Genomic DNA, 19,041 nt, shown 5'->3' with positions numbered 1-19,041 from the left:
TGCTTGAGATAGAGGAATGCCGTGACATCGTGAACCGGATTCTATGGAGATCGGGAAGCATGTGTCAAATCAGATGTTTCGATTCGTCAAAACGACGCCATTAATTTCGTAATTGGCTACGAGCTTCTGGCTTCGAGCCACTAGCTAGTCGCCGGAACCGAGTGACAGCGCCCGACATTAAGGAATTTCCACAGGAGAAGCGGCCCAAACCACTCGCATCAAGGCACATAGCTTTTCCAGAACCACAGTCGTAAACCCCACCCCTAGTGGTCACCGACTTAATCAACTACAAACTCTAGCGGTTTGGCCTCGCAGGCACTTACGTGCGTCTCAAGCTGAAACTTTCTTGTTGACAATAAGGCAGTTAGGCGTAGGATGTGGACAAAAGTGGTAGAAAGTGGATTGAACGAGAGAGTGCGTGGGCAAATCAGTATCCCAGTGAGGCGCCAGTGGTTTTAGTGACTGACACCCCCGAAAACAGGCCCAACGCATCGGAATCCACTGCTTTTGTAGCGTGTTTGACCTCCCTCGTTGTTGCGGTAGCGGTAACCAGACACCGAAGCCCAAGAACAAGCAGGACCCATGTTTCGCGGAAATCACCCAACTCGAGTCGACGAAAAGGGACGTTTGAAGGTCCCGTCGGAATTCAAGCGGGTGATCGACGAGAAATATGCGCAGAAATTTTACATCACCAGTCTCGATGGGACTGTTGCTCAGGTGTATCCCTTCGAGGAATGGGAGCGGATCGAGCAGAAGCTGGCGTCGCTATCCACTTTCAATCCGACGAAGAAGAAATTTCTCAATCGCACGAATTATTACGGGCAGGTCGTAGAGATGGACGGGCAGGGGCGCCTGCTGATCCCGCAGATCCTGCGTGAGTCGGCGCAGGTACGCGGTGAAGTAGCAGTGCTCGGCAATCTGACCTACCTGGAGGTCCGGAACATGGAAGCGTTCCGCAAGGAAATTGAGGAGCAGGCCTTCACGGATGATGACACCAAGACGCTCGACGAATTGGGCATCTAGTGGAAACGGATTTTGGACAAGACATCCCCGAGCGGGATGGACGTGGAGCGGTTGGACACGTTCCGGTTCTTTTAAAAGAAGCGATCGATTTTTTAGCCATACAGCGGGGCCGAACCTTTTTGGATGCCACGGTGGGCCTGGGCGGGCACAGTTTGGAAATCGCAAAACGCCTCGGCGCAGCGGGACATTTGATTGGCTTCGATAAGGATCCGGCAGCGCTGAGTGCGGCGCGGATAAGGCTCGCGCCAGTCGTTGGTCGTCAGTCGTTGGTCGTTGGGGAATCGGTTCCCGAGCGACCAACGACTAACGACCAACAGCAAGATTCCGACTGGCCGACAGTGACGCTGATTCATGGATCGTTTGCGGAGGTCGGTGAGCGAATCGCTCCCAACTCCTTAAACGGCCTGATGGCGGACTTAGGCGTGAGCAGTCTGCAACTGGGAGACGCAACGCGCGGATTTAGCTTTCAGGCGGATGGACCCCTTGACATGAGGATGAACACCATGTCGGGCGACACCGCCGAACAAGTGGTAAACCACCTCGACGAGCGCGAGCTTGCCGATGTGATTTACGAATTCGGTGAGGAAAGGAGGTCGCGGAGAATCGCCAGAGCCATTGTCCGGTCGCGGCCGATATCGACGACGAAGCAACTAGTCGACGTGGTATCAGCCGCGGCCCGGTCAATGAAACATGAGCGGATTCATCCGGCGACCAGAACTTTTCAAGCTCTCCGAATATTCGTAAACCGTGAACTGGACGATCTGAAGGCACTACTGGAGGCTGTTCCCAGGGTGCTGAAGCCGGGCGGAAGGCTGGTCGTGATCAGCTTTCACTCGCTCGAAGATCGGATCGTAAAAGATGCATTGCGCGGCGGCAAAGACGAGTACTTTCGTTTGCTAACCAAGAAGCCGCTGACAGCATCTGAAGAAGAAATTGAGCGCAATCCGCGCTCCCGCAGCGCAAAAATGCGCGTGGCAGAGAGGATATAGCGCCAACAAGTTTGAGTTCGTCCGGAGAAACTGCCGGACTCCCCGGTGCGGTGACTGCAAGGCGTGCCGGGTCAAAGATTCTGTGGTGGAGTATTTCCGAATCGGCCACAAAGAAAATAAAACAAGGCCGAGTCCGGAAACAAAACTGGAAAAAGAAATGCTGACTGGAACCTTAATCGAAGATCTGATCGCAACCGTCGAACGCGCTGAATTGAGAACACAAATGCAGGCGCAAGCGGATGCGGAGTTGATGGCGGAAATGGAACCCTGGTTTGTATCCGTTCAGGACGGCGTAGGCTTCGACAACGAGCTTCGCGGAGTGGCATAAAAACATGAGTGCAGCGATGGCAATGAGCAATGTAAATGCGCGCCAGCGGAAATCCTGCTGGCTGGGAACGCCGGAAATTTATTTCCGCAAGACCATCGACAACTCACGTCTCGTGAAGGTGGAAGATCCGCGGCGCGGGCGCGAGATGAAGCAGTTCGGCATCGCCCTGTGCATTCTGTTCGCGTTGGTCATGGGTTATGCCCTGCAGCACTTCCGCGCCATCGAATACGGCTACCAGATCGAAGCGCTGCGCACGCAACGCGACGGTTTAGTGGAAATGAACCGGGCACTGCGACTGGAAGATGCATCGCTACGCGACCCCGGGCGTATCGACGTTATGGCTCGTAAATTGGGACTACAGTCTCCGCAGCCAGGACAAGTCATGCAGCTGGATGGCAACGCGGACACGAGTGCGCCGGTCATGGCGAGCATGACGCCGGTCTCGGTCGTTTCGGCAAGGTAAGTGTAAGACGGACGCTCTTGTCCGTCCGGTTGATCAGGGCATCGCGTGAGCGATGACGCAGACGTTCTAATGACCCAGCCCCTTCAGGGGTTGCTAAACGGCGGCTCCCAGACAGGGCCGCCGAAGCTATCTAGGAAACAGCAGTGGCCGCGGAAAAAACTTCTACCACCGCCAAGTTCAGGCTCTACGCCCTAACCGGACTCCTCTGTTTGTGGCTGGTGGCGATCTGCGTTCGCCTGGTCTATCTTCAGGTCTTCCGCTACGGAGATTTCGAGCAGCGGGCGCAACATCAGCAGCAGCGCAGTTTTGATCTCTCACCGAAACGCGGCATTATCTTTGACCGCGCTGGGCGCGAGCTGGCGATGTCGATCCAGGTGGACTCTGCATTTGCAGTCCCCAGCGAGATTCCCGATCTCGCCAACACCATCAGCCTGATTGCCCGAATCACCCGAGTTGATCCCCGCGTCTTGCTGGCCGACTGCCGGGCTCCCAAAACATTTTGCTGGGTCGCCCGCAAGGCTGACGCCGACGTTATCGAGCGCATCAAGGGAATGAACCTGCAAGGCATCCATTTTCAGAAGGAGCCCAAGCGTTTCTATCCCAAGCGTGAACTGGGCGCACAGATGCTGGGATACGTGGGAACCGACGATCAGGGCCTCAGCGGGCTGGAGCGGCAATTTAACACCGAACTGCAAGGCAAGCCTGGCCGGCTCATGATCTCCGTTGACGCCCACAACAAATGGTTCTCCAGCGTCGAGAAGCAGCCCGAAGCGGGAAATAACGTCGTCCTGACGGTCGATCAGAACATCCAGTACATCGCGGAACGCGAACTGGAAAAGGCGATGGAGGATACTCACGCAGCGGCTGGCACCGTGATTGTGCAGAATCCGCATACCGGCGAGATCCTCGCGCTGGCAAACCGCCCCACATTCAATCCCAACCTGCGCAAGGAAATCACGATCGAGGCTCTGAAAGACCGCGCCGTGAGCGACATTTACGAGCCCGGGTCCGCGTTCAAGATCGTCACCATTTCTGCCGGGCTGGAAGAAAAGGTCACTCATCCTGACGAGCTTTTCGATTGCCGGGCAGGTGCCATCGTCATCAACGGCCTGCGCATCCGCGATAGCAAACAACACGGCGTGTTGTCGGTATCCGACATCATCGCCGAGTCGAGTAACGTTGGCGCGATCAAGGTCGCACTTCGCCTCGGAGATGACCGCTTATACAAATACATTCGCGCCTTCGGCTTCGGACAGCAGACCGGCATCGAGCTTCCCGGCGAAACTAGGGGGATGACGAAACCAGTGGACCGCTGGTCGAAGGTTTCCATCGGGGCAATCTCGATGGGACAGGAGATCGGCATCTCTCCCCTGCAGTTGATTGCTTTGATCTCGACCATCGCCAATGACGGAGTCTGGACCGCGCCCAGAATCGTAGCGGGTACAGTCGGGCCGCAAGCCACGCCCCAGACCATCTCGTTCCAATCCACTGGAAACCGGCGCGTGATATCGTCCCTCACCGCCGCCCAAATGCGGCAGATGCTGCAAGGCGTTGTGCTGCATGGGACCGGACGCAAGGCCATCCTCGAAGGTTACAGTTCCGCTGGCAAGACCGGCACCGGGCAAAAAGTCGACCCCGGGACGCACTCCTACTCCAAGACTAAATACGTTGCATCCTTTGCTGGATTTGCCCCGGTTAACGATCCCAAGATCTCTGTAGCCGTGATTCTCGATTCTGCCGTAGGGCTGCACCAGGGCGGCCAAATCTCCGCTCCCGTCTTCCAGCGCGTGACGCAGCAGGTCCTGGAATACCTGCACGTTCCCCATGACGTTGAAATACCGGCCAGCCGCCAGGTATTGCTCGCGCGTCGCAACGTTCCGGACAAAGATCTCGACGAAGCTTCGCCCGATCATCTCGGGTCTACTCTCGACTTGGCCGATGCTGCTGGCGAAACGGCGCCTGATCCTGCACAGTCGAAGTCAGCGATGATTGCGGCACAAGTAGTACCTGCCACGAGGAGGCAGAAAGTACCGGCCGCTCCCATAAGTCCATCGGCGGGAACTGCGAACACCGCGCCGGCGCCTGAACAGAAATTGCCGACGAACGGAACACTAGTACTGGATGTGGAAGAGGGTGGTATCGAGGTGCCTTCATTTCTCGGGAAGAATGTTCGTGCGGCGGTCGAAACCGCACAAGATGCTGGCCTCGATCTCGACGCGATAGGTAGCGGAACGGCACGCGAGCAGGCGCCTGTGCCCGGCGCCAAGGTAGCCGCGGGGTCGAGGGTGATGGTGCGATTTGGGAGATGACTCCTCCGAGATCAATTCATGTAATCTTCGGGCGATCGAGTTCAAACGCTTCGGTCTATCTGTTTGCACTAGTGTTTGTCTTGGCAGCAAATAGTTGCGGACCGTCGAAGCGGGACCTGGGCAACGCAGTCGTCTCGAAAGTTGAAGAGTTCAAACGAACAAATGGACGCCTTCCAAATTCTTTGTCAGAGGCTGGGGTAGAGAAGGACGAGAATTGTCCCTGTTACTGCAAGACCACGGGTAACACTTACATCGCGTGGTATGGAACAACGTTGGGCGAATCCGACACATACGATTCCGAAACAAAGAAATGGTCGGACAGGAGCGTTAAGGTCTGCCTTCCAACCGGCCAAGAGTTCCGCAAGCAGTTGTCACCAGCCGACAAACAGCACATCCTCGACGGCTTGTTCACGGTTGTCACGAAGACGGCCGACATGCCTGCCTCCGTGAAGGAGGCATTTGCCCAGATAACCGGTCAGCCCGCGTTTGCGCTGGCTAATCCCGGGCAGAAATTTCAGGTTGCGGACGTCATTATTGACGCAAGCCTGCCGCATAGGCGTCTCGTTTTTGCGGGAGTCCGAGGTGACGAATGGTTTGTCCACTACGAGGTGGGTGGAATAGGGCACGGTTACTGCTTGCTCCTGTTCAAGGTTGACACGAAGAACAACATGCAATTCCTTTGGGGCGGCGCTGGTTCTCGATCCGCAGAGAGCTTGGATCAGCTTCGCAACATGGTTGCAACTGGGCAATTCCAAGATGACTTGCAGTACACCTGGTAACCGATGCCGCCGAACAGCCACGAGCATTTCTCTGTGCCTCGGTGACTCCGTGGTGGATTGTTTCATCGCCCGTGTAGCGAGTATTTATAATCCCATCCAATGACCTTCCAACAACTGATCGAGGGAGCGGAAGTGCTCTCCCAGAGCGGTAATCCGTCGATCACCGGCGTGGAATACGATTCCCGGTGTGTTGGCCCCGGCAAGGTCTTTCTCGCCATGAAGGGTGAGACCAGCGATGGCAATCGATTCATCGACCAAGCCATCGCTGCTGGCGCGGTGGCGGTGGTCACGGATTCCACCACAGAAACTCCACGTCCCGGAGTTGCATGGGCTCAGGTGCCGCATGGCCGCAGGGCGCTGGGCCGCCTCAGTGCAAATTTCTATCACCGCCCCGCGGAACGGATCGCGAATACAGGAATCACCGGCACAAATGGAAAGAGCACAACTGCGTTTCTGCTGGAATCGATTCTTCGTGCCGCAGGACGTAAAACCGCGTTGGTTGGAACGATTGAATATCACGTCGCAGGGAAAGTGCTGCCCGCGCCCCACACCACGCCCGAATCACTCGAGTTGAATCGACTCCTGGCAGAGGGCCTCGCACAGGGCGTGACGGAATCGGTGATGGAGGTATCGTCGCACGCGCTTGAGCAACAACGTGTTTTTGCGATCCCCTTTGATGTGGCGGCCTTCACGAACCTGACGCGCGACCACCTCGACTATCACGGCACGATGGAAGAATATTTCCGTGCCAAGCAGATCCTGTTTGAAGGTTGCGGTACCGCGCCGCCGCGGGCAGCCGTCCTCAACATCGATGATGAGTATGGCCGACAGTTGCACGCGCTGAGCAAGAAGAGTAGTTCGGTGGCGCTCTCCTACGGCCTGGCCGCCGGAGACTTTCACGCCGAGTCGATCGAGATTACTGGACGCGGAACACGCTTTCAGATGGTATCTCCGCTGGGTAGTCTCGCGATGTGGTCGCCCATGATTGGGCAGGTGAACGTCTACAACATTCTGGCGGCATCGGCGGCTGCGTACGCGCGCGATTGTTCTGGCGAAGCGATCACCAAAGGAATTTTCGATCTGGCACGCGTTCCTGGGCGCTTTGAGCGGGTGGATTGCGGGCAGCCTTTTACGGTTGCGGTTGATTACGCGCACACCGATGATGCGCTCCGGAACCTGACTGCATTAGCCCGCGATTTCGTCGTCCGTGCGGGACTCAAAGGAAAAGTCATCACGTTATTTGGTTGCGGCGGCGACCGCGATCGGGCCAAGCGTCCCCTGATGGGCGAGGCCGCTGGCACGGGCAGTGACTTTGTAGTGCTGACCTCCGACAATCCTCGTTCCGAAGATCCGGTTGCGATCATCAACGATGCGCTCGTGGGCCTGCAGAAATCAGGCGCAAAATATACGCTGGAACCTGATCGGCGGAAAGCGATAGGCATTGCCCTGCAACAGGCGGGGCCGGGCGACATCGTGCTGCTCGCCGGCAAGGGACATGAAAAGGTGCAGGTGACCCGAGAAGGAAGTATCCCCTTCGATGACGTTGAAGTCGCGCGCGAGAGTCTGAAAACGGCTGGCTACGACTGCGAAGCGGCTCACGCCGGCGCCGGGAAGACCGCATGAAACTACCACTCTCCCGAATCGCTGAATTTACCGGCGCCGCCGGCGATTACGATGGGCGTGCGCTTGCCCAGGGATATTCCATCGATTCTCGAACCGTACAGAGCGGCGAACTCTTTTTTGCGGTCAAGGGAGATCGTTTCGATGGGCATGATTTCGTCGAGCAGTCCTTGATCAGAGGCGCGGTCGGCGCGGTCGTCAGCAAGGATCAACTCTCGCGTTATCCCAAGAAGGAGAGTCTGCTGGCGGTTGACGAGACTCTTGTTGCCCTGCAGACTCTCGCCACTGCGGTTCGCAAATTGTGGGGCAAGCCTGCCATCGGGATTACCGGTTCGATGGGCAAGACCACCACGAAAGAAGCGATCGCGCACTTATTGTCGACGCGATACCGCGTCCATAAGACGAAAGGAAACTTCAACAATCATTTTGGACTGCCGCTTGGCTTGCTCACGTTGGAGCCGGAATACGATCTGGCCGTGATCGAGATGGGGATGTCGCACGCCGGCGAAATCGCTACTCTTGCTCGGATCGCCCAGCCCAATGAAGGCGTCGTGACGGTTGTCGGTCCGGTGCATCTGGAATTTTTCGACTCAGTGGCAGGCATCGCGCGCGCCAAATATGAATTGATCGAAGCCCTGCCGCACGGTGGGGTTGCGGTGCTGAATGGCGACGACCAGTATGTCAGCCAGTTCGGCCGCGACTTCAAGGGCAAAGTCATCCTGTTCGGGATGAAGTCCACGGCGAACGTTCGTGCCGAAAATATCGAGAGTCTGGGATCGGAGGGCACGCGCTTCGACCTCATCGCCAAGGAACTCCGCCAGTCGGTCCGTAGCCCGCTTCTGGGAACCCACAATGTCTACAACGTGCTCGCGGCCGCCGCAGTAGCTCTGGAGCATGGCATCACACCCTCCGAGATTGCGACCGCCCTTCCTCAACTCGAGCCCGCTGACAAGCGAGGACAGGTCGTCCAACTGGGTAACATCACCGTGCTCAACGATTGCTACAATTCCAGTCCGAAGGCGTTGATGGCTGCGGTCGACACACTGGCTGCGCTGCCTGCTCGCAAGCGAATTGTTGTTGCAGGAGAAATGTTGGAACTCGGTGCGACCGGCGAGCAACTGCATCGTGAGTGTGGCCGCCACGTCGCGGAGAAGAAGATAGACTTTCTCGTCGGTGTTCGCGGATTGGCAAAGCCGATGGTGGACGCCGCTCTCGAAGCCGGAATGAAAGCTGAATTTGTTGCCACACCAGAAGAAGCGGGCGATTGGCTCGCGCGCGCGACTCGTGATGGGGATGTCGTTTTGCTGAAAGCATCGCGCGGAGTAAAACTGGAAAAGGCTCTTGATACCTGGCAAACGAAGACTGGCCATGCGGCGAATGGGAAACTAGCCACTGACCACTAGCCACTAACCACTGGTTCTGGAGGCGGATTGCTTTATTGGCTCTTATATTCGAAGCTGTTCCATTATTTTCCGCCGTTCCGCATTTTCCGTTACCTCACTTTCCGCACCGCCTTTGCCAGTTTGACCGCGCTCTTCACCGGATTGATCGTCGGCCCGATCATCATTCGTCGGCTGCGTGAATTTCAGATCGGACAATACATCCGTGAGGAAGGTCCGCAGGCGCACCAGAAGAAGGCCGGCACGCCGACCATGGGCGGATTGCTGATTACCATCAGTATTATTGTGCCGACCCTGCTGTGGGCTGATCTCAGCAATCCGTTTGTCTGGATGGCCGTGCTCTCCACGACAGCCTTCGCCGCAATCGGTTTCGCTGATGACTATCTGAAAGTCGTGCATCGCCGCAATCTCGGCCTTACCGCCCGCGCCAAGTTCAGTCTGCAGATCGGGGCCAGCACTCTCATCGCGGTCGCACTGATTGCTTTGCAACATCGCGGAATGTATTCCACCCGCCTGGTGGTGCCGTTTTTCAAGCAGTTTCACCCGGACCTTGTCATTGAGAAGTGGGCGGCTCATCCCCAGATGTGGCCGCTCGCGTTTTTGCCATTCGTATTCTTTGTCGTGATTGTTATCGTCGGCTCCAGCAACGCTGTGAACCTGACTGACGGGTTGGACGGCCTAGCCATCGGGTGCACAGTAATTGCCGCGGGCGCCCTGGCAGTTCTCACCTACGTCAGCGGTCACGCGACCTTCGCCACCTATCTCGAACTGCAACGCATGCCGCAAATCGGCGAGCTTACGATCTTCTGTGGCGCGATGGTCGGCGCTTCCATTGGGTTTCTCTGGTATAACGCGCATCCCGCTGAAGTTTTCATGGGAGACGTCGGCTCTCTCGCGTTGGGCGGTGCGATTGGAACCGTCGCCGTGATGATCAAGCAGGAATTGCTGCTACCCTTCATCGGCGGAATTTTCGTCATTGAAGCGCTGTCCGTCATCATTCAGGTCGGGTCGTATAAATTAAGAAAGAAGCGGGTTTTCAAGATGGCGCCGATTCATCACCATTTCGAATTACTGGGATGGTCGGAATCGAAAGTGATTGTGCGCTTCTGGATCGCGTCACTCGTGTTCGCGTTGTTCGCGTTGACGACACTAAAATTGAGATAGTTTCGACCGGAAAGCCGCAGATAGTAGAGAAGAGTTTGGTGTCTCTGCGTCTCGGCGGTGAAAAGGTTCGATGGACTTGAAAGACAAGCGCGTACTGGTGGTGGGCCTCGGCAAGTCGGGCGTGGCGTCGGCGCTTTTTCTGAAGTCGCACGGTGCTCGCGTCACTGTTTCCGACTCTAAGCCGGAAGCCGAGCTGCGTGAAGAGATCCTGCTCTTGCTGGATCAAGGCATCACCGTCGAGACGGGAGGCCATGGCGACCGCACTTTTCGCGGACAAGACCTGATTGTGGTCAGTCCCGGCGTGCCCGTTGATGCCCCTCAACTCGAGCAGGCGAGGGCACTGGGCGAGGCGGTGATCGGCGAAATCGAGCTCGCCTCGCAGTTTCTTCCTGGACCCATCGTCGCGATCACCGGCGCGAACGGGAAGACGACTACCACCACTCTGGCCGGAGAAATCATCGCGGCCGGGAAATTCAACGCTCTGGTCGGCGGCAACATCGGAACGCCCGCTATCACCTTTGCAGACCGCGCAAAGCCGGACACTTGGACCGTTCTCGAAGTATCGAGCTTTCAGCTGGAGACTATCGTCACTTTCCGGCCACGGATTGCCGTCATCCTCAACATCACGCCGGACCACCTCGATCGTCATAAGACGTTTACGAACTACGTCAACGCCAAAGCGCGCATCTTTGAGAATCAGCGGCCCGAGGATTTTGTAATTCTCAACGCAGACGACCCGACCACTGCCGGACTCGCGGGCCGTTCCCACGCGCAGGTGTTCTGGTTTAGCCGCAAGAAAGAAGTAACGAGAGGCGCATCCGTCCGTGGCGGCAATATTTATTTTCGCGACGACAAAGGCGAGCGCGAGATCATGCAACTCTCGGAAATCCCCCTCAAGGGTGCGCACAATCTGGAAAACGTCCTCGCCGGAGTCTCCATCGGCATGCTGGTCGGATGCCAGCCCACGCAGATTCGTGAAGCCGTCCGGAACTTCAAAGCCGTTGAACACCGCCTGGAGTTTGTCGCTCAAGTTGCCGGAGTCGACTACTACAACGATTCCAAGGCAACCAACGTCGATGCCACCATCAAGGCGCTCGAATCCTTCCCAGCGAATATCCACCTGATTCTTGGGGGCAAGGACAAGGGCAGCGATTACTCTGTTCTCAACGATCTACTGCGAGCGCGGGTGAAGCGTGTGTACACGATCGGCGCTGCCGCCGCCAAGATCGAGGAGCAGATCGCCGGGACTACTGAAATCGTGGCCTCACAAACGCTCGATGCCGCGGTTCGCCAGGCCAGTGAGTCGGCTACCGCCGGTGACGTTGTCCTGCTTGCTCCTGCCTGTGCCAGCTTCGACCAGTTCCGGAACTATGAACACCGTGGGCAGGTTTTCAAAGGAGCCGTGCAGGCTCTGGCGGCACGCGAACCAAGAAAGTAATCACCCGCCCGAAATACTCCCGTCAAGGATCTGGCCGCCCCTCACCCTCCGTGGTGAAATGAATTTCCATGGCAAAGCGTGTCAGTGTCGATCGCTGGATGTTTACCGTTACCGCGATCCTCGTTTTTATCGGCTTGGTGATGGTTTTTAGCGCTTCGGCCGTCATGGCCAAAGAGCGCTACGGATCAGCCTACGAATTTCTGTTCAAGCAGTTGATTTGGGCCGTTGCCGGACTGGCGGCGATGCTGGTCGCCATGAGGATCGACTACAAGCGACTCAAGCATCCTGCGTTTGTGTTCGTGATGCTGGGATTTACGACGCTGCTTCTGATCTCCGTCTTTTTTCTGGACCGCACGCACGGCACGCATCGCTGGTTCCGCCTCGGTCCGCTTTCCTTTCAGCCGTCGGAACTCGCCAAGCCCACGCTCATTTTCTTCCTTGCCTGGTTTCTCGAAAACAAAACCAAGGCGATGGACGACTGGCGTAACACGCTTCTTCCCGCTGTCGCGCCGACTACTATTTTTCTTGGACTGATCGTTTTTCAGCCCGATCTCGGGACGTCGATCGCTTGCGCCGGCATCACCGCGTGCATGCTGTTCGTAGCAGGCATTCGGTTGCGCTATTTTGGATACGCATTCGCCGCTGCAATCGTGCCTCTCTATTTCCTGATCTTTCATGTCGCCTACAGAAAAGATCGCATCATGGCTTTTCTGAATCCCTACTCCGACCCGCAGGGGCGTGGCTTCCACATGATCCAATCCCTGATCGCCGTCTCCACCGGCGGCGTTACTGGCCTGGGCCTGATGGAAGGCAAGCAGAAGCTTTTCTATCTCCCCGAGCCGCACACCGATTTCATCTTCGCCGTAACCGCGGAAGAACTCGGCCTGCTGGGCGCGCTCACCGTCGTAGTCCTGTTCGCCATCTTCCTCTGGAGAGGAACCCGCGCCGCCCTTCGCACGCAAGACAACTTCGGACGCTTCCTCGCCGTCGGCATCACCAGCATGATCGTCCTGCAAGCCTTCATCAACATCAGCGTAGTGCTGGGCTTGATGCCTACCAAAGGCATCCCGCTACCGTTTGTGTCCTATGGAGGATCTTCGTTGTTCGTGACTCTAGCCTGCGTAGGCGTGCTGCTGAATATCACCAAACAGGCCGAATAGCATCCAGCAACCTGCCAAAAACATTCACCACAGAGACACAGAGACACAGAGTCACAGAGAAAAACAAAAACAAATTAAGGTTTTCTCTGTGACTCTGTGACTCTGTGGTAGGTTTTGGTATTGGCTGTAGATTCCATGCGCATCGTCATCGCAGGTGGCGGCACCGGGGGACATGTGATCCCCGCCCTCGCCATCGCTCATCAACTCAAAAAGCAGTTCGCTGCCGAAGTGCTCTTTATCGGCACGGCGCGCGGCATTGAGACACGCCTCGTCCCGCAAGCCGGATTCCCGCTCGAACTGATCAAAGTCGGCGCGCTCAAGAACGTCAGCTTGATGACCCGTGCCCGGACCATGTTTGACCTGCCCCGCGCCCTCTGGGTTGCCGGACGCATGCTCAATGACTTCGATCCCGACGTCGTGATCGGCGTTGGCGGATACGCCTCCGGCCCCGCTATGTTCGCTGCGATCCGACGGCGCATTCCGACGCTGGCTTTCGAGCCAAACGTTGTCCCGGGATTTGCCAACCGCATGGTGGCGCGCTGGGTGACGGTGGCAGCGGTGCACTTTGAAGAAACCTGTGAATACTTTCCGCGCTGCAAAGTGACCGGTGTTCCGGTGCGCGAAGCATTCTTTAGCATCCCGACAAAAGTCGGCGGCGCGCCAACTCTGCTCGTTTTTGGAGGAAGCCAGGGTGCACGCGCCATTAATCAGGCGATGATCGAATCGTTGCCCGGACTGCGCGAGAGAATCCCGGGCCTCCACATCATTCATCAGACCGGCCAGCGCGACTACGAAATGGTCTTGGCGGCCTATGAGAAGGCGGGCGCGCTTGGGGAAGTCCACAAATTTATCGACGACATGCCGGGGACGTTTGCGCGCGCCGACCTGCTCGTCTGCCGCTCGGGAGCGAGCACCGTGGCCGAGATCGCGGCAGCGGGTAAAGCGGCCATCTTTGTGCCATTCCCCCGCGCTGCGGACGACCATCAGAATGTAAATGCCCGGGCTTTAGAAAAGGCCGGGGCTGCAATTGTCGTCGAAGAATCGAATTTGGAAGCAGCGTATCTGGTCGATACGATCGCGGCCGTGATCGGCGATCCGCGCCGGCTCCAGAACATGTCGGAGGCTGCGAAGTCGCTCGCGCATCCCAAGGCGGTCGAAGAAATCGCTGCGATGGTCGAGGGTCTTATCGCTCGCGAATAAGAGCTTGAACCACGGAGATCACAGAGGACACGGAGGAACCCAGATTTCCTCCGTGTCCTCTGTGACCTCTGTGGTTAAGCTTCGTGCCGCAATCCTGAGTGAAGCTTCGAGCTTAGGACAACCTTCTGGGGACGCAATAGGCTGGTGGCTCGCAGCCCGTAGCTCGAAGCTCGCAGCCTTGCCCCCTGAAATGCATTATCATCACCCTTCATGTTCGCCAAGATTCAGCGCATCCATTTCGTAGGCATCGGCGGCATCGGCATGAGCGGCATTGCCGAAGTCTTGCTGAACCTTGGCTACAAGATTTCAGGCTCTGACCTGAAGACGACCGCCGTAACCCAGCGTCTCGCAAGCCTGGGTGCGACCACCTATGACGGCCACGCCGCCACGAACGTCGCGAACGTGGACGTCGTCGTCACCAGTTCGGCCGTGACCGCTGACAATCCCGAAGTCACAGAGGCACGCCGTCTGCATGTCCCAGTTATTCCGCGCGCGGAGATGCTGGCCGAACTGATGCGCCTGAAGTACGGGATTGCCATCGCCGGCATGCATGGAAAGACAACTACCACCTCAATGGTTGCTGCCGTTCTTGCCGCCGGTGGCCTCGACCCCACGGTCGTCGTCGGAGGGCGCGTCGACGCTCTGGGCTCGAATGCCCGCCTTGGCAAATCGCAATACCTGGTGGCCGAAGCCGACGAAAGCGACCGGTCATTTCTCAAGCTTTCGCCGATCGTCTCGGTCGTGACCAACATCGATCGCGAACATATGGACTGCTACCGCGACATGCGCGACGTCCGGCGGACGTTCCTCGAATTCATGGAGAAAGTTCCGTTCTACGGATTGGTCGTGGGCTGCAATGACGATCCCATTCTCGAACGCCTTCTGCCCAGAGTTCACCGCCGGGTGATGACCTACGGCACCGCGCTCGGCTCCGACTTTCTGATTCGCGTCACCAGCACTGGCACTGCGCCGGGTGGACGAGTTCCGCGCACACAATTTCACGTTGCTTACAAGGAGAAAGACCTCGGTGAATTCACCCTGCACGTTCCCGGTCTCCACAACGTGCTGAATGCGACGGCCGCCATCGCGGTAGGAACCGCCCTCGATGTTCCGCCCGACCAGATTCGCTCCGGCCTCGACCAATTCCGCGGCGTCGACCGCCGCTTTCAACTGCGAGGGCAGGCCGCTGGCGTCACCGTGATCGACGACTACGGACACCATCCCACGGAGATTCGAGCCACGCTCGCGGCCGCCAGGCAATGCGGGTTTAACCGTGTCCACGTCATCTTCCAGCCTCACCGCTATACCCGAACCCGCGATTTGATGGAAGATTTCGGTACCGCATTCGCCGATGCCGACTCGATTTTCGTCCTCGACATCTATGCCGCTAGCGAAAAGCCCATCCCAGGAGTGACGGCGGAAGCCCTCGCCCGTCACATCACCGAAAAGGGCAACCGGGACGCCCTGCACGTGGCGTCTTTTGTCGATGCCTCGGCTGCCATTGCTGCCCTGGCCCAGCCCGGGGACATGATTCTGACCCTGGGAGCCGGAAACGTCTCCCAGCTTGGCCCGATTATTCTGGAGCGCCTCGAGAAGAAGTCGTTGGTCGACGGTCGTTAGTCGTTGGCAACCTTGGAGTTTGCGCCCTGTTCGGTCCCCGCGACGACCGCCTAACGACGAGCGACGAACGACCAACGACTGTCTGTTGACCTTTTTTCACCCCGTCCGTCCAACGCAAATAAGGTGGGAGCGCACGTTATGAACAGCAAAGCCCTCTATTGGATCGCCCTCGGAATCTTCGCCTTGGCCTTGAACAGTGAATATCGCCTTGGCAATCTGCCACTGGCCAATCGAGTTGTGGGCCGCGCCGAAGGGGTCCTGTGCCAGGTCGCGACCAAGGCTGAGCAGACGCTGGCCGTCGCTAAACTTTTGATCGGGCAGCAGGATCTCCCATCCTCCGACTCATTCTCGGCCCTCCAGCAGGCGGAAGTCGAGCGAGTGCTGGCGGAACATCAGGCCGAGGTCGAGCGCGCCATGGCGCTCCGTCAGGCGAATATGGACCGTATCCAGCAAAAACTGGACCGCGTTCAACTTGTGATGGATCGATCCCAAGTGAAAAAGCTCCGCGTCTTACAGCGGACCCGCTTCAAGTTCAGCAACGTCAACACTCAGCACTTCGTATTCTGTCCTCACACCGGTACCCGCGTGACGGTCAATAGCGGCCCCGAGGTAGTAGTGGGTGTGGATGTTGACGATCCTCAGGTCGATACTCAGTAGAGTTTGTTGGGCAGGAATCCCACCCCAGCGAATCCTGGACGGCCACTCGCGAACAGCGAAGGACGGACGACGGTTAGTCTTACAGACGACCAGGTCCGTTCCACTCAAAATTTCCACAGCCTGCTCCCAACTTTGCACTGTCTCAATTCGCGAAATAAAGTTAAGATGATCTCGCTCAGCGGTTTTCTGTCGACAATTAAACGAACGAGTGGCGCGGAAATCCAGTTCCACTATCGTCCAAGAAGAGTTGTATCCTCTTCCCAGCCAGGCTCCTGAGCGTGAGTCGTTCGACGACTCGCGTCTAATGGATCTCGAAGCGGAGCAGGAATCTCCATTCCTCCGCGGACAAAAACGAGTCTCGGCACGCCGAAGTACTCTTCCGAAACAAACTGCCAATCGACTGAAGTGGGTACTTCTCGCCGTTTTTGTTCTCGGGATTCTCACAGGAGTAGAAGAGTCGGTCAGAAGCTACCTCAAACACTCTTGGCGATTCCGCATCAATTCCAGCGACCAGATTGAAGTTTCCGGGACGCAGGATGTCACGAAAAGTAAGGTGATGGAAGTGATGGGTGGCGAAATTGGCCGCAACATCTTCTCGGTCCCACTGATGGAACGCAAAGCCGAGCTCGAACAGATCCCGTGGGTGGAATCAGCCAGCGTGATGCGTTTCGTGCCTAATCGCCTGGGTGTGGAAATCCACGAACGCACGCCAGTTGCCTTTGCGCGCATCGGGTCGCGCATCTCCCTGATCGATGCAGGGGGCACGCTCATGGAACTGGCGCCGAACGCCAAGAAGAAATATTCGTTCCCGGTAATTGCTGGCATGAATTCCGGTGAGCCTCTCTCGACGCGCTCCGCCCGCATGAAGAACTACAACGACCTGGTGCAGCAACTCGACTCCGGTGGCGCGAGCTATTCCCGCGAACTGAGTGAAGTCGACCTCACCGATCCGGAAGATGTGAAAGTGGTTGCTGCCGATCCCAGCGGAGAAGTGCTGGTGCATCTGGGTTCAGAGAATTACTTGCAGCGCTACAAGACCTATGTCACGAACGTGCAGCAGTGGCGGCAGAAGTTCGACAAACTGGAGTCGGTCGATCTGCGCTATGACGGCCAGATTATCGTGAACCCGGATCTCGAAGGGATACGGCGTCCGGCGGCACTGACGCTCGCTGCCGCGAAGGCGGCGATGTCTGCCGGAGTCAAGAATGGGGCGATCGTCAACTACGAGAAGTATGCAACGCATCCGGTCCCCTACGGACCGCCGAAGAAGCCGTCCAAAGTCGCAGCGAAAGTCCCTGCAAGAGCGGTGACGCATCGCGCTGCAGTCAAGGCAAAAGGGAAGCACTCGCCCGCTCCCAAGAACGCTCACGCGCAATCTGCAGCCAACAAGGTGATCGCGGCTTCCGCCAAAAAGCCGATCGTAGATTCGAACAAGGGCGCGAAATCTGTGTCCTCGGCTCCCTCGGCAAAAGCAAAGACGGCTCCGAGCGTTGGACCATCACCAGTCGCATCGCCGAAACCAGTGCAATCGGCCGCGTTGCCATCAGCCGCCAGCACCGGACAAAAGAAGCCAAGCGCCGGCATTCCCAAGGAGGCCTCGCCTAACCCGCGATAATCATGCCCAGTCAGCCTCCCAATTTTGTGACCGCCATTGATGTCGGCAGCGCCAAGACCTGCGTTCTGGTCGCCGAGGTCGGCGAACACGGCCTCCGCTATCGCGGACACGGGATCAGCGAATCCCGCGGCATGCGCAAAGGCGTGATCAGCGAGTTGGATAAGGCAGTAGGCAGCATCCAGAAAGCGGTGGAGAATGCCGAAGACGTAGCCGGAATCGCCGTCGAACACGCCCTGGTAGGAGTTGCGGGAGCGCATATCCGCGGCATGAACAGTCACGGCGGCATCACGTTCGGTGCTCGCTCGCGGGAAATTGCGCGTGACGACATCCGCCAGGCCGTCGACAAGGCTCGCACGATGCCGCTGCCCGCCGACCGCGAGATTCTTCACTTGCTGCCGCAGGAGTTCATCCTCGACGACCAGCCCGGCGTGCAGGATCCAACCGGCATGATGGCGACGCGCCTTGAAGTGCGCGTGCACATCGTGACCGGCGCCTCCAACGCCACCCAGAATGTGATTACGGCGGTTAACAAAGCAGGCGTACATGTCGACGACACGGTATTCGAACCGCTCGCCTGCGCTGACTCCGTGCTGCGCGCCGACGAACGGGAACTTGGTATCTGTCTCGCCGACATGGGAGCGGGCTCCTGCGATTTGATCGTCTTTCAGCAAGGCGCGGTCGCCCACACTGCGGTAATTCCAGTTGGTGGCGATCACTTCACGAGCGATCTTTCCGTCGGCATGTGTACCGGGCTCGCGGAAGCAGAAACGCTCAAGAGAAATTTTGGCAATGCGGTCGCGACGCTGATTCCAGAAGGTAACGAAGTCGAGGTGCCGTCGGTGGGTGATCGCCCCTCCCGCCTGATGTCCCAGCGCATGGTAGGAGAAATCCTGGAACCCCGCGCCTACGAACTCTTTGAAATGTTGCGCGAAAACCTCCGCCAAGCCGGCGTTCTCGATCACTGCATCGCCGGATTCGTGCTGAGCGGGGGCGCCTCGCGCCTTCCCGGAATTCTGGACGTGGCCGAGTCTGTTCTGCGAAAGTCCGCGCGACTGGCATGGCCGACACCGATGGCAAAAATGCCGGCGCTGTTGGCGGAACCAGAATTCTCCACGGCACTAGGCATGGTGTACTACGGCCACCGGGCGCGCATAGCGCGCGGTCTTCAGGACGGCGGCTGGAGTTCGCGCATGAAAGCGATGTTCGCCAAAAAAGGCGCGTAGGGCCGTGTAGGGACAGGTCTTTGACCCGTCCAGCCGAGCAAAGCTCGGCAAGC

Annotated in this window: 16 protein-coding genes; all 16 read left to right on the top strand. The window is 57.7% G+C overall.

All coding sequences use genetic code 11. From position 1 onward, the window contains the following. The first annotated feature begins 582 nt into the window (after nucleotides 1-582). Entirely contained in the window at nucleotides 583-1,023 is a 441-nt protein-coding gene (locus tag HY010_18700) for a division/cell wall cluster transcriptional repressor MraZ (GenBank protein ID MBI3477768.1), read from the top strand. Between the two features lie 23 nt (nucleotides 1,024-1,046). Continuing rightward, entirely contained in the window at nucleotides 1,047-2,012 is a 966-nt protein-coding gene (rsmH, locus tag HY010_18695) for a 16S rRNA (cytosine(1402)-N(4))-methyltransferase RsmH (GenBank protein MBI3477767.1), read from the top strand. Between the two features lie 157 nt (nucleotides 2,013-2,169). Further along, nucleotides 2,170-2,340: a hypothetical protein gene (locus tag HY010_18690; GenBank protein MBI3477766.1), complete on the top strand. Its 171-nt coding sequence runs from the start codon at nucleotides 2,170-2,172 to the stop codon at nucleotides 2,338-2,340. Nucleotides 2,341-2,344: 4 nt separating this feature from the next. Continuing rightward, a complete protein-coding gene (locus HY010_18685; GenBank protein MBI3477765.1) occupies nucleotides 2,345-2,803 on the top strand; it encodes a cell division protein FtsL in 459 nt (152 codons plus the stop codon). 143 nt (nucleotides 2,804-2,946) lie between these two features. Further along, nucleotides 2,947-5,112, top strand: a complete 2,166-nt coding sequence (locus HY010_18680; protein ID MBI3477764.1) for a transpeptidase family protein — start codon at nucleotides 2,947-2,949, stop codon at nucleotides 5,110-5,112. 80 nt (nucleotides 5,113-5,192) lie between these two features. Beyond that, on the top strand, nucleotides 5,193-5,891 hold the full coding sequence (locus HY010_18675; protein MBI3477763.1) for a hypothetical protein: 699 nt from the start codon (nucleotides 5,193-5,195) through the stop codon (nucleotides 5,889-5,891). Between the two features lie 99 nt (nucleotides 5,892-5,990). Continuing rightward, complete coding sequence (locus HY010_18670) at nucleotides 5,991-7,514, top strand: UDP-N-acetylmuramoyl-L-alanyl-D-glutamate--2,6-diaminopimelate ligase (protein MBI3477762.1); 1,524 nt, start codon at nucleotides 5,991-5,993, stop codon at nucleotides 7,512-7,514. Then, on the top strand, nucleotides 7,511-8,914 hold the full coding sequence (locus HY010_18665) for a UDP-N-acetylmuramoyl-tripeptide--D-alanyl-D-alanine ligase (protein ID MBI3477761.1): 1,404 nt from the start codon (nucleotides 7,511-7,513) through the stop codon (nucleotides 8,912-8,914). The genes HY010_18670 and HY010_18665 overlap by 4 nt, the downstream gene beginning before the upstream one ends. Before the next feature lie 27 nt (nucleotides 8,915-8,941). Then, nucleotides 8,942-10,075: a phospho-N-acetylmuramoyl-pentapeptide-transferase gene (locus HY010_18660; GenBank protein MBI3477760.1), complete on the top strand. Its 1,134-nt coding sequence runs from the start codon at nucleotides 8,942-8,944 to the stop codon at nucleotides 10,073-10,075. A 70-nt stretch (nucleotides 10,076-10,145) separates the two neighbouring features. After that, a complete protein-coding gene (locus HY010_18655; GenBank protein ID MBI3477759.1) occupies nucleotides 10,146-11,513 on the top strand; it encodes a UDP-N-acetylmuramoyl-L-alanine--D-glutamate ligase in 1,368 nt (455 codons plus the stop codon). Nucleotides 11,514-11,581: 68 nt separating this feature from the next. Further along, on the top strand, nucleotides 11,582-12,673 hold the full coding sequence (ftsW, locus tag HY010_18650) for a putative lipid II flippase FtsW (protein ID MBI3477758.1): 1,092 nt from the start codon (nucleotides 11,582-11,584) through the stop codon (nucleotides 12,671-12,673). A gap of 135 nt (nucleotides 12,674-12,808) precedes the next feature. Next, nucleotides 12,809-13,873 (top strand): undecaprenyldiphospho-muramoylpentapeptide beta-N-acetylglucosaminyltransferase, encoded by a 1,065-nt coding sequence (gene murG, locus HY010_18645; GenBank protein ID MBI3477757.1) that lies wholly within the window; start codon nucleotides 12,809-12,811, stop codon nucleotides 13,871-13,873. 210 nt (nucleotides 13,874-14,083) lie between these two features. Further along, nucleotides 14,084-15,493 carry a UDP-N-acetylmuramate--L-alanine ligase gene (locus tag HY010_18640; protein ID MBI3477756.1) on the top strand — a complete coding sequence of 470 codons (1,410 nt, stop codon included), beginning with the start codon at nucleotides 14,084-14,086 and terminating at the stop codon, nucleotides 15,491-15,493. A gap of 138 nt (nucleotides 15,494-15,631) precedes the next feature. Further along, a complete protein-coding gene (locus HY010_18635; protein ID MBI3477755.1) occupies nucleotides 15,632-16,150 on the top strand; it encodes a hypothetical protein in 519 nt (172 codons plus the stop codon). A gap of 247 nt (nucleotides 16,151-16,397) precedes the next feature. Then, nucleotides 16,398-17,765: an FtsQ-type POTRA domain-containing protein gene (locus HY010_18630; GenBank protein MBI3477754.1), complete on the top strand. Its 1,368-nt coding sequence runs from the start codon at nucleotides 16,398-16,400 to the stop codon at nucleotides 17,763-17,765. A gap of 2 nt (nucleotides 17,766-17,767) precedes the next feature. Beyond that, the gene (gene ftsA / locus HY010_18625) at nucleotides 17,768-18,988 is read left to right on the top strand and encodes a cell division protein FtsA (GenBank protein ID MBI3477753.1); all 1,221 of its coding nucleotides are present in this window, start codon (nucleotides 17,768-17,770) and stop codon (nucleotides 18,986-18,988) included. The last annotated feature ends 53 nt before the right edge of the window (nucleotides 18,989-19,041 follow it).

Source organism: Acidobacteriota bacterium (assembly GCA_016196065.1).
Lineage (GTDB): Bacteria > Acidobacteriota > Terriglobia > Terriglobales > Acidobacteriaceae > Acidiflorens.
The sequence above is the reverse complement of the archived record's forward strand: the minus strand, read 5'-3'. Positions and strand labels throughout refer to the sequence as shown.

Excerpts from the sequence above, each read along its gene's own strand:
- HY010_18700 (MBI3477768.1), top strand. The coding sequence starts at position 583 with ATGTTTCGCGGAAATCACCCAACTCGAGTCGACGAAAAGGGACGTTTG.
- HY010_18655 (MBI3477759.1), top strand. The coding sequence starts at position 10,146 with ATGGACTTGAAAGACAAGCGCGTACTGGTGGTGGGCCTCGGCAAGTCG.
- HY010_18665 (MBI3477761.1), top strand. The coding sequence starts at position 7,511 with ATGAAACTACCACTCTCCCGAATCGCTGAATTTACCGGCGCCGCCGGC.
- HY010_18640 (MBI3477756.1), top strand. The coding sequence starts at position 14,084 with ATGTTCGCCAAGATTCAGCGCATCCATTTCGTAGGCATCGGCGGCATC.
- HY010_18670 (MBI3477762.1), top strand. The coding sequence starts at position 5,991 with ATGACCTTCCAACAACTGATCGAGGGAGCGGAAGTGCTCTCCCAGAGC.
- HY010_18635 (MBI3477755.1), top strand. The coding sequence starts at position 15,632 with ATGAACAGCAAAGCCCTCTATTGGATCGCCCTCGGAATCTTCGCCTTG.
- ftsA (MBI3477753.1), top strand. The coding sequence starts at position 17,768 with ATGCCCAGTCAGCCTCCCAATTTTGTGACCGCCATTGATGTCGGCAGC.
- HY010_18685 (MBI3477765.1), top strand. The coding sequence starts at position 2,345 with ATGAGTGCAGCGATGGCAATGAGCAATGTAAATGCGCGCCAGCGGAAA.
- ftsW (MBI3477758.1), top strand. The coding sequence starts at position 11,582 with ATGGCAAAGCGTGTCAGTGTCGATCGCTGGATGTTTACCGTTACCGCG.
- murG (MBI3477757.1), top strand. The coding sequence starts at position 12,809 with ATGCGCATCGTCATCGCAGGTGGCGGCACCGGGGGACATGTGATCCCC.
- HY010_18690 (MBI3477766.1), top strand. The coding sequence starts at position 2,170 with ATGCTGACTGGAACCTTAATCGAAGATCTGATCGCAACCGTCGAACGC.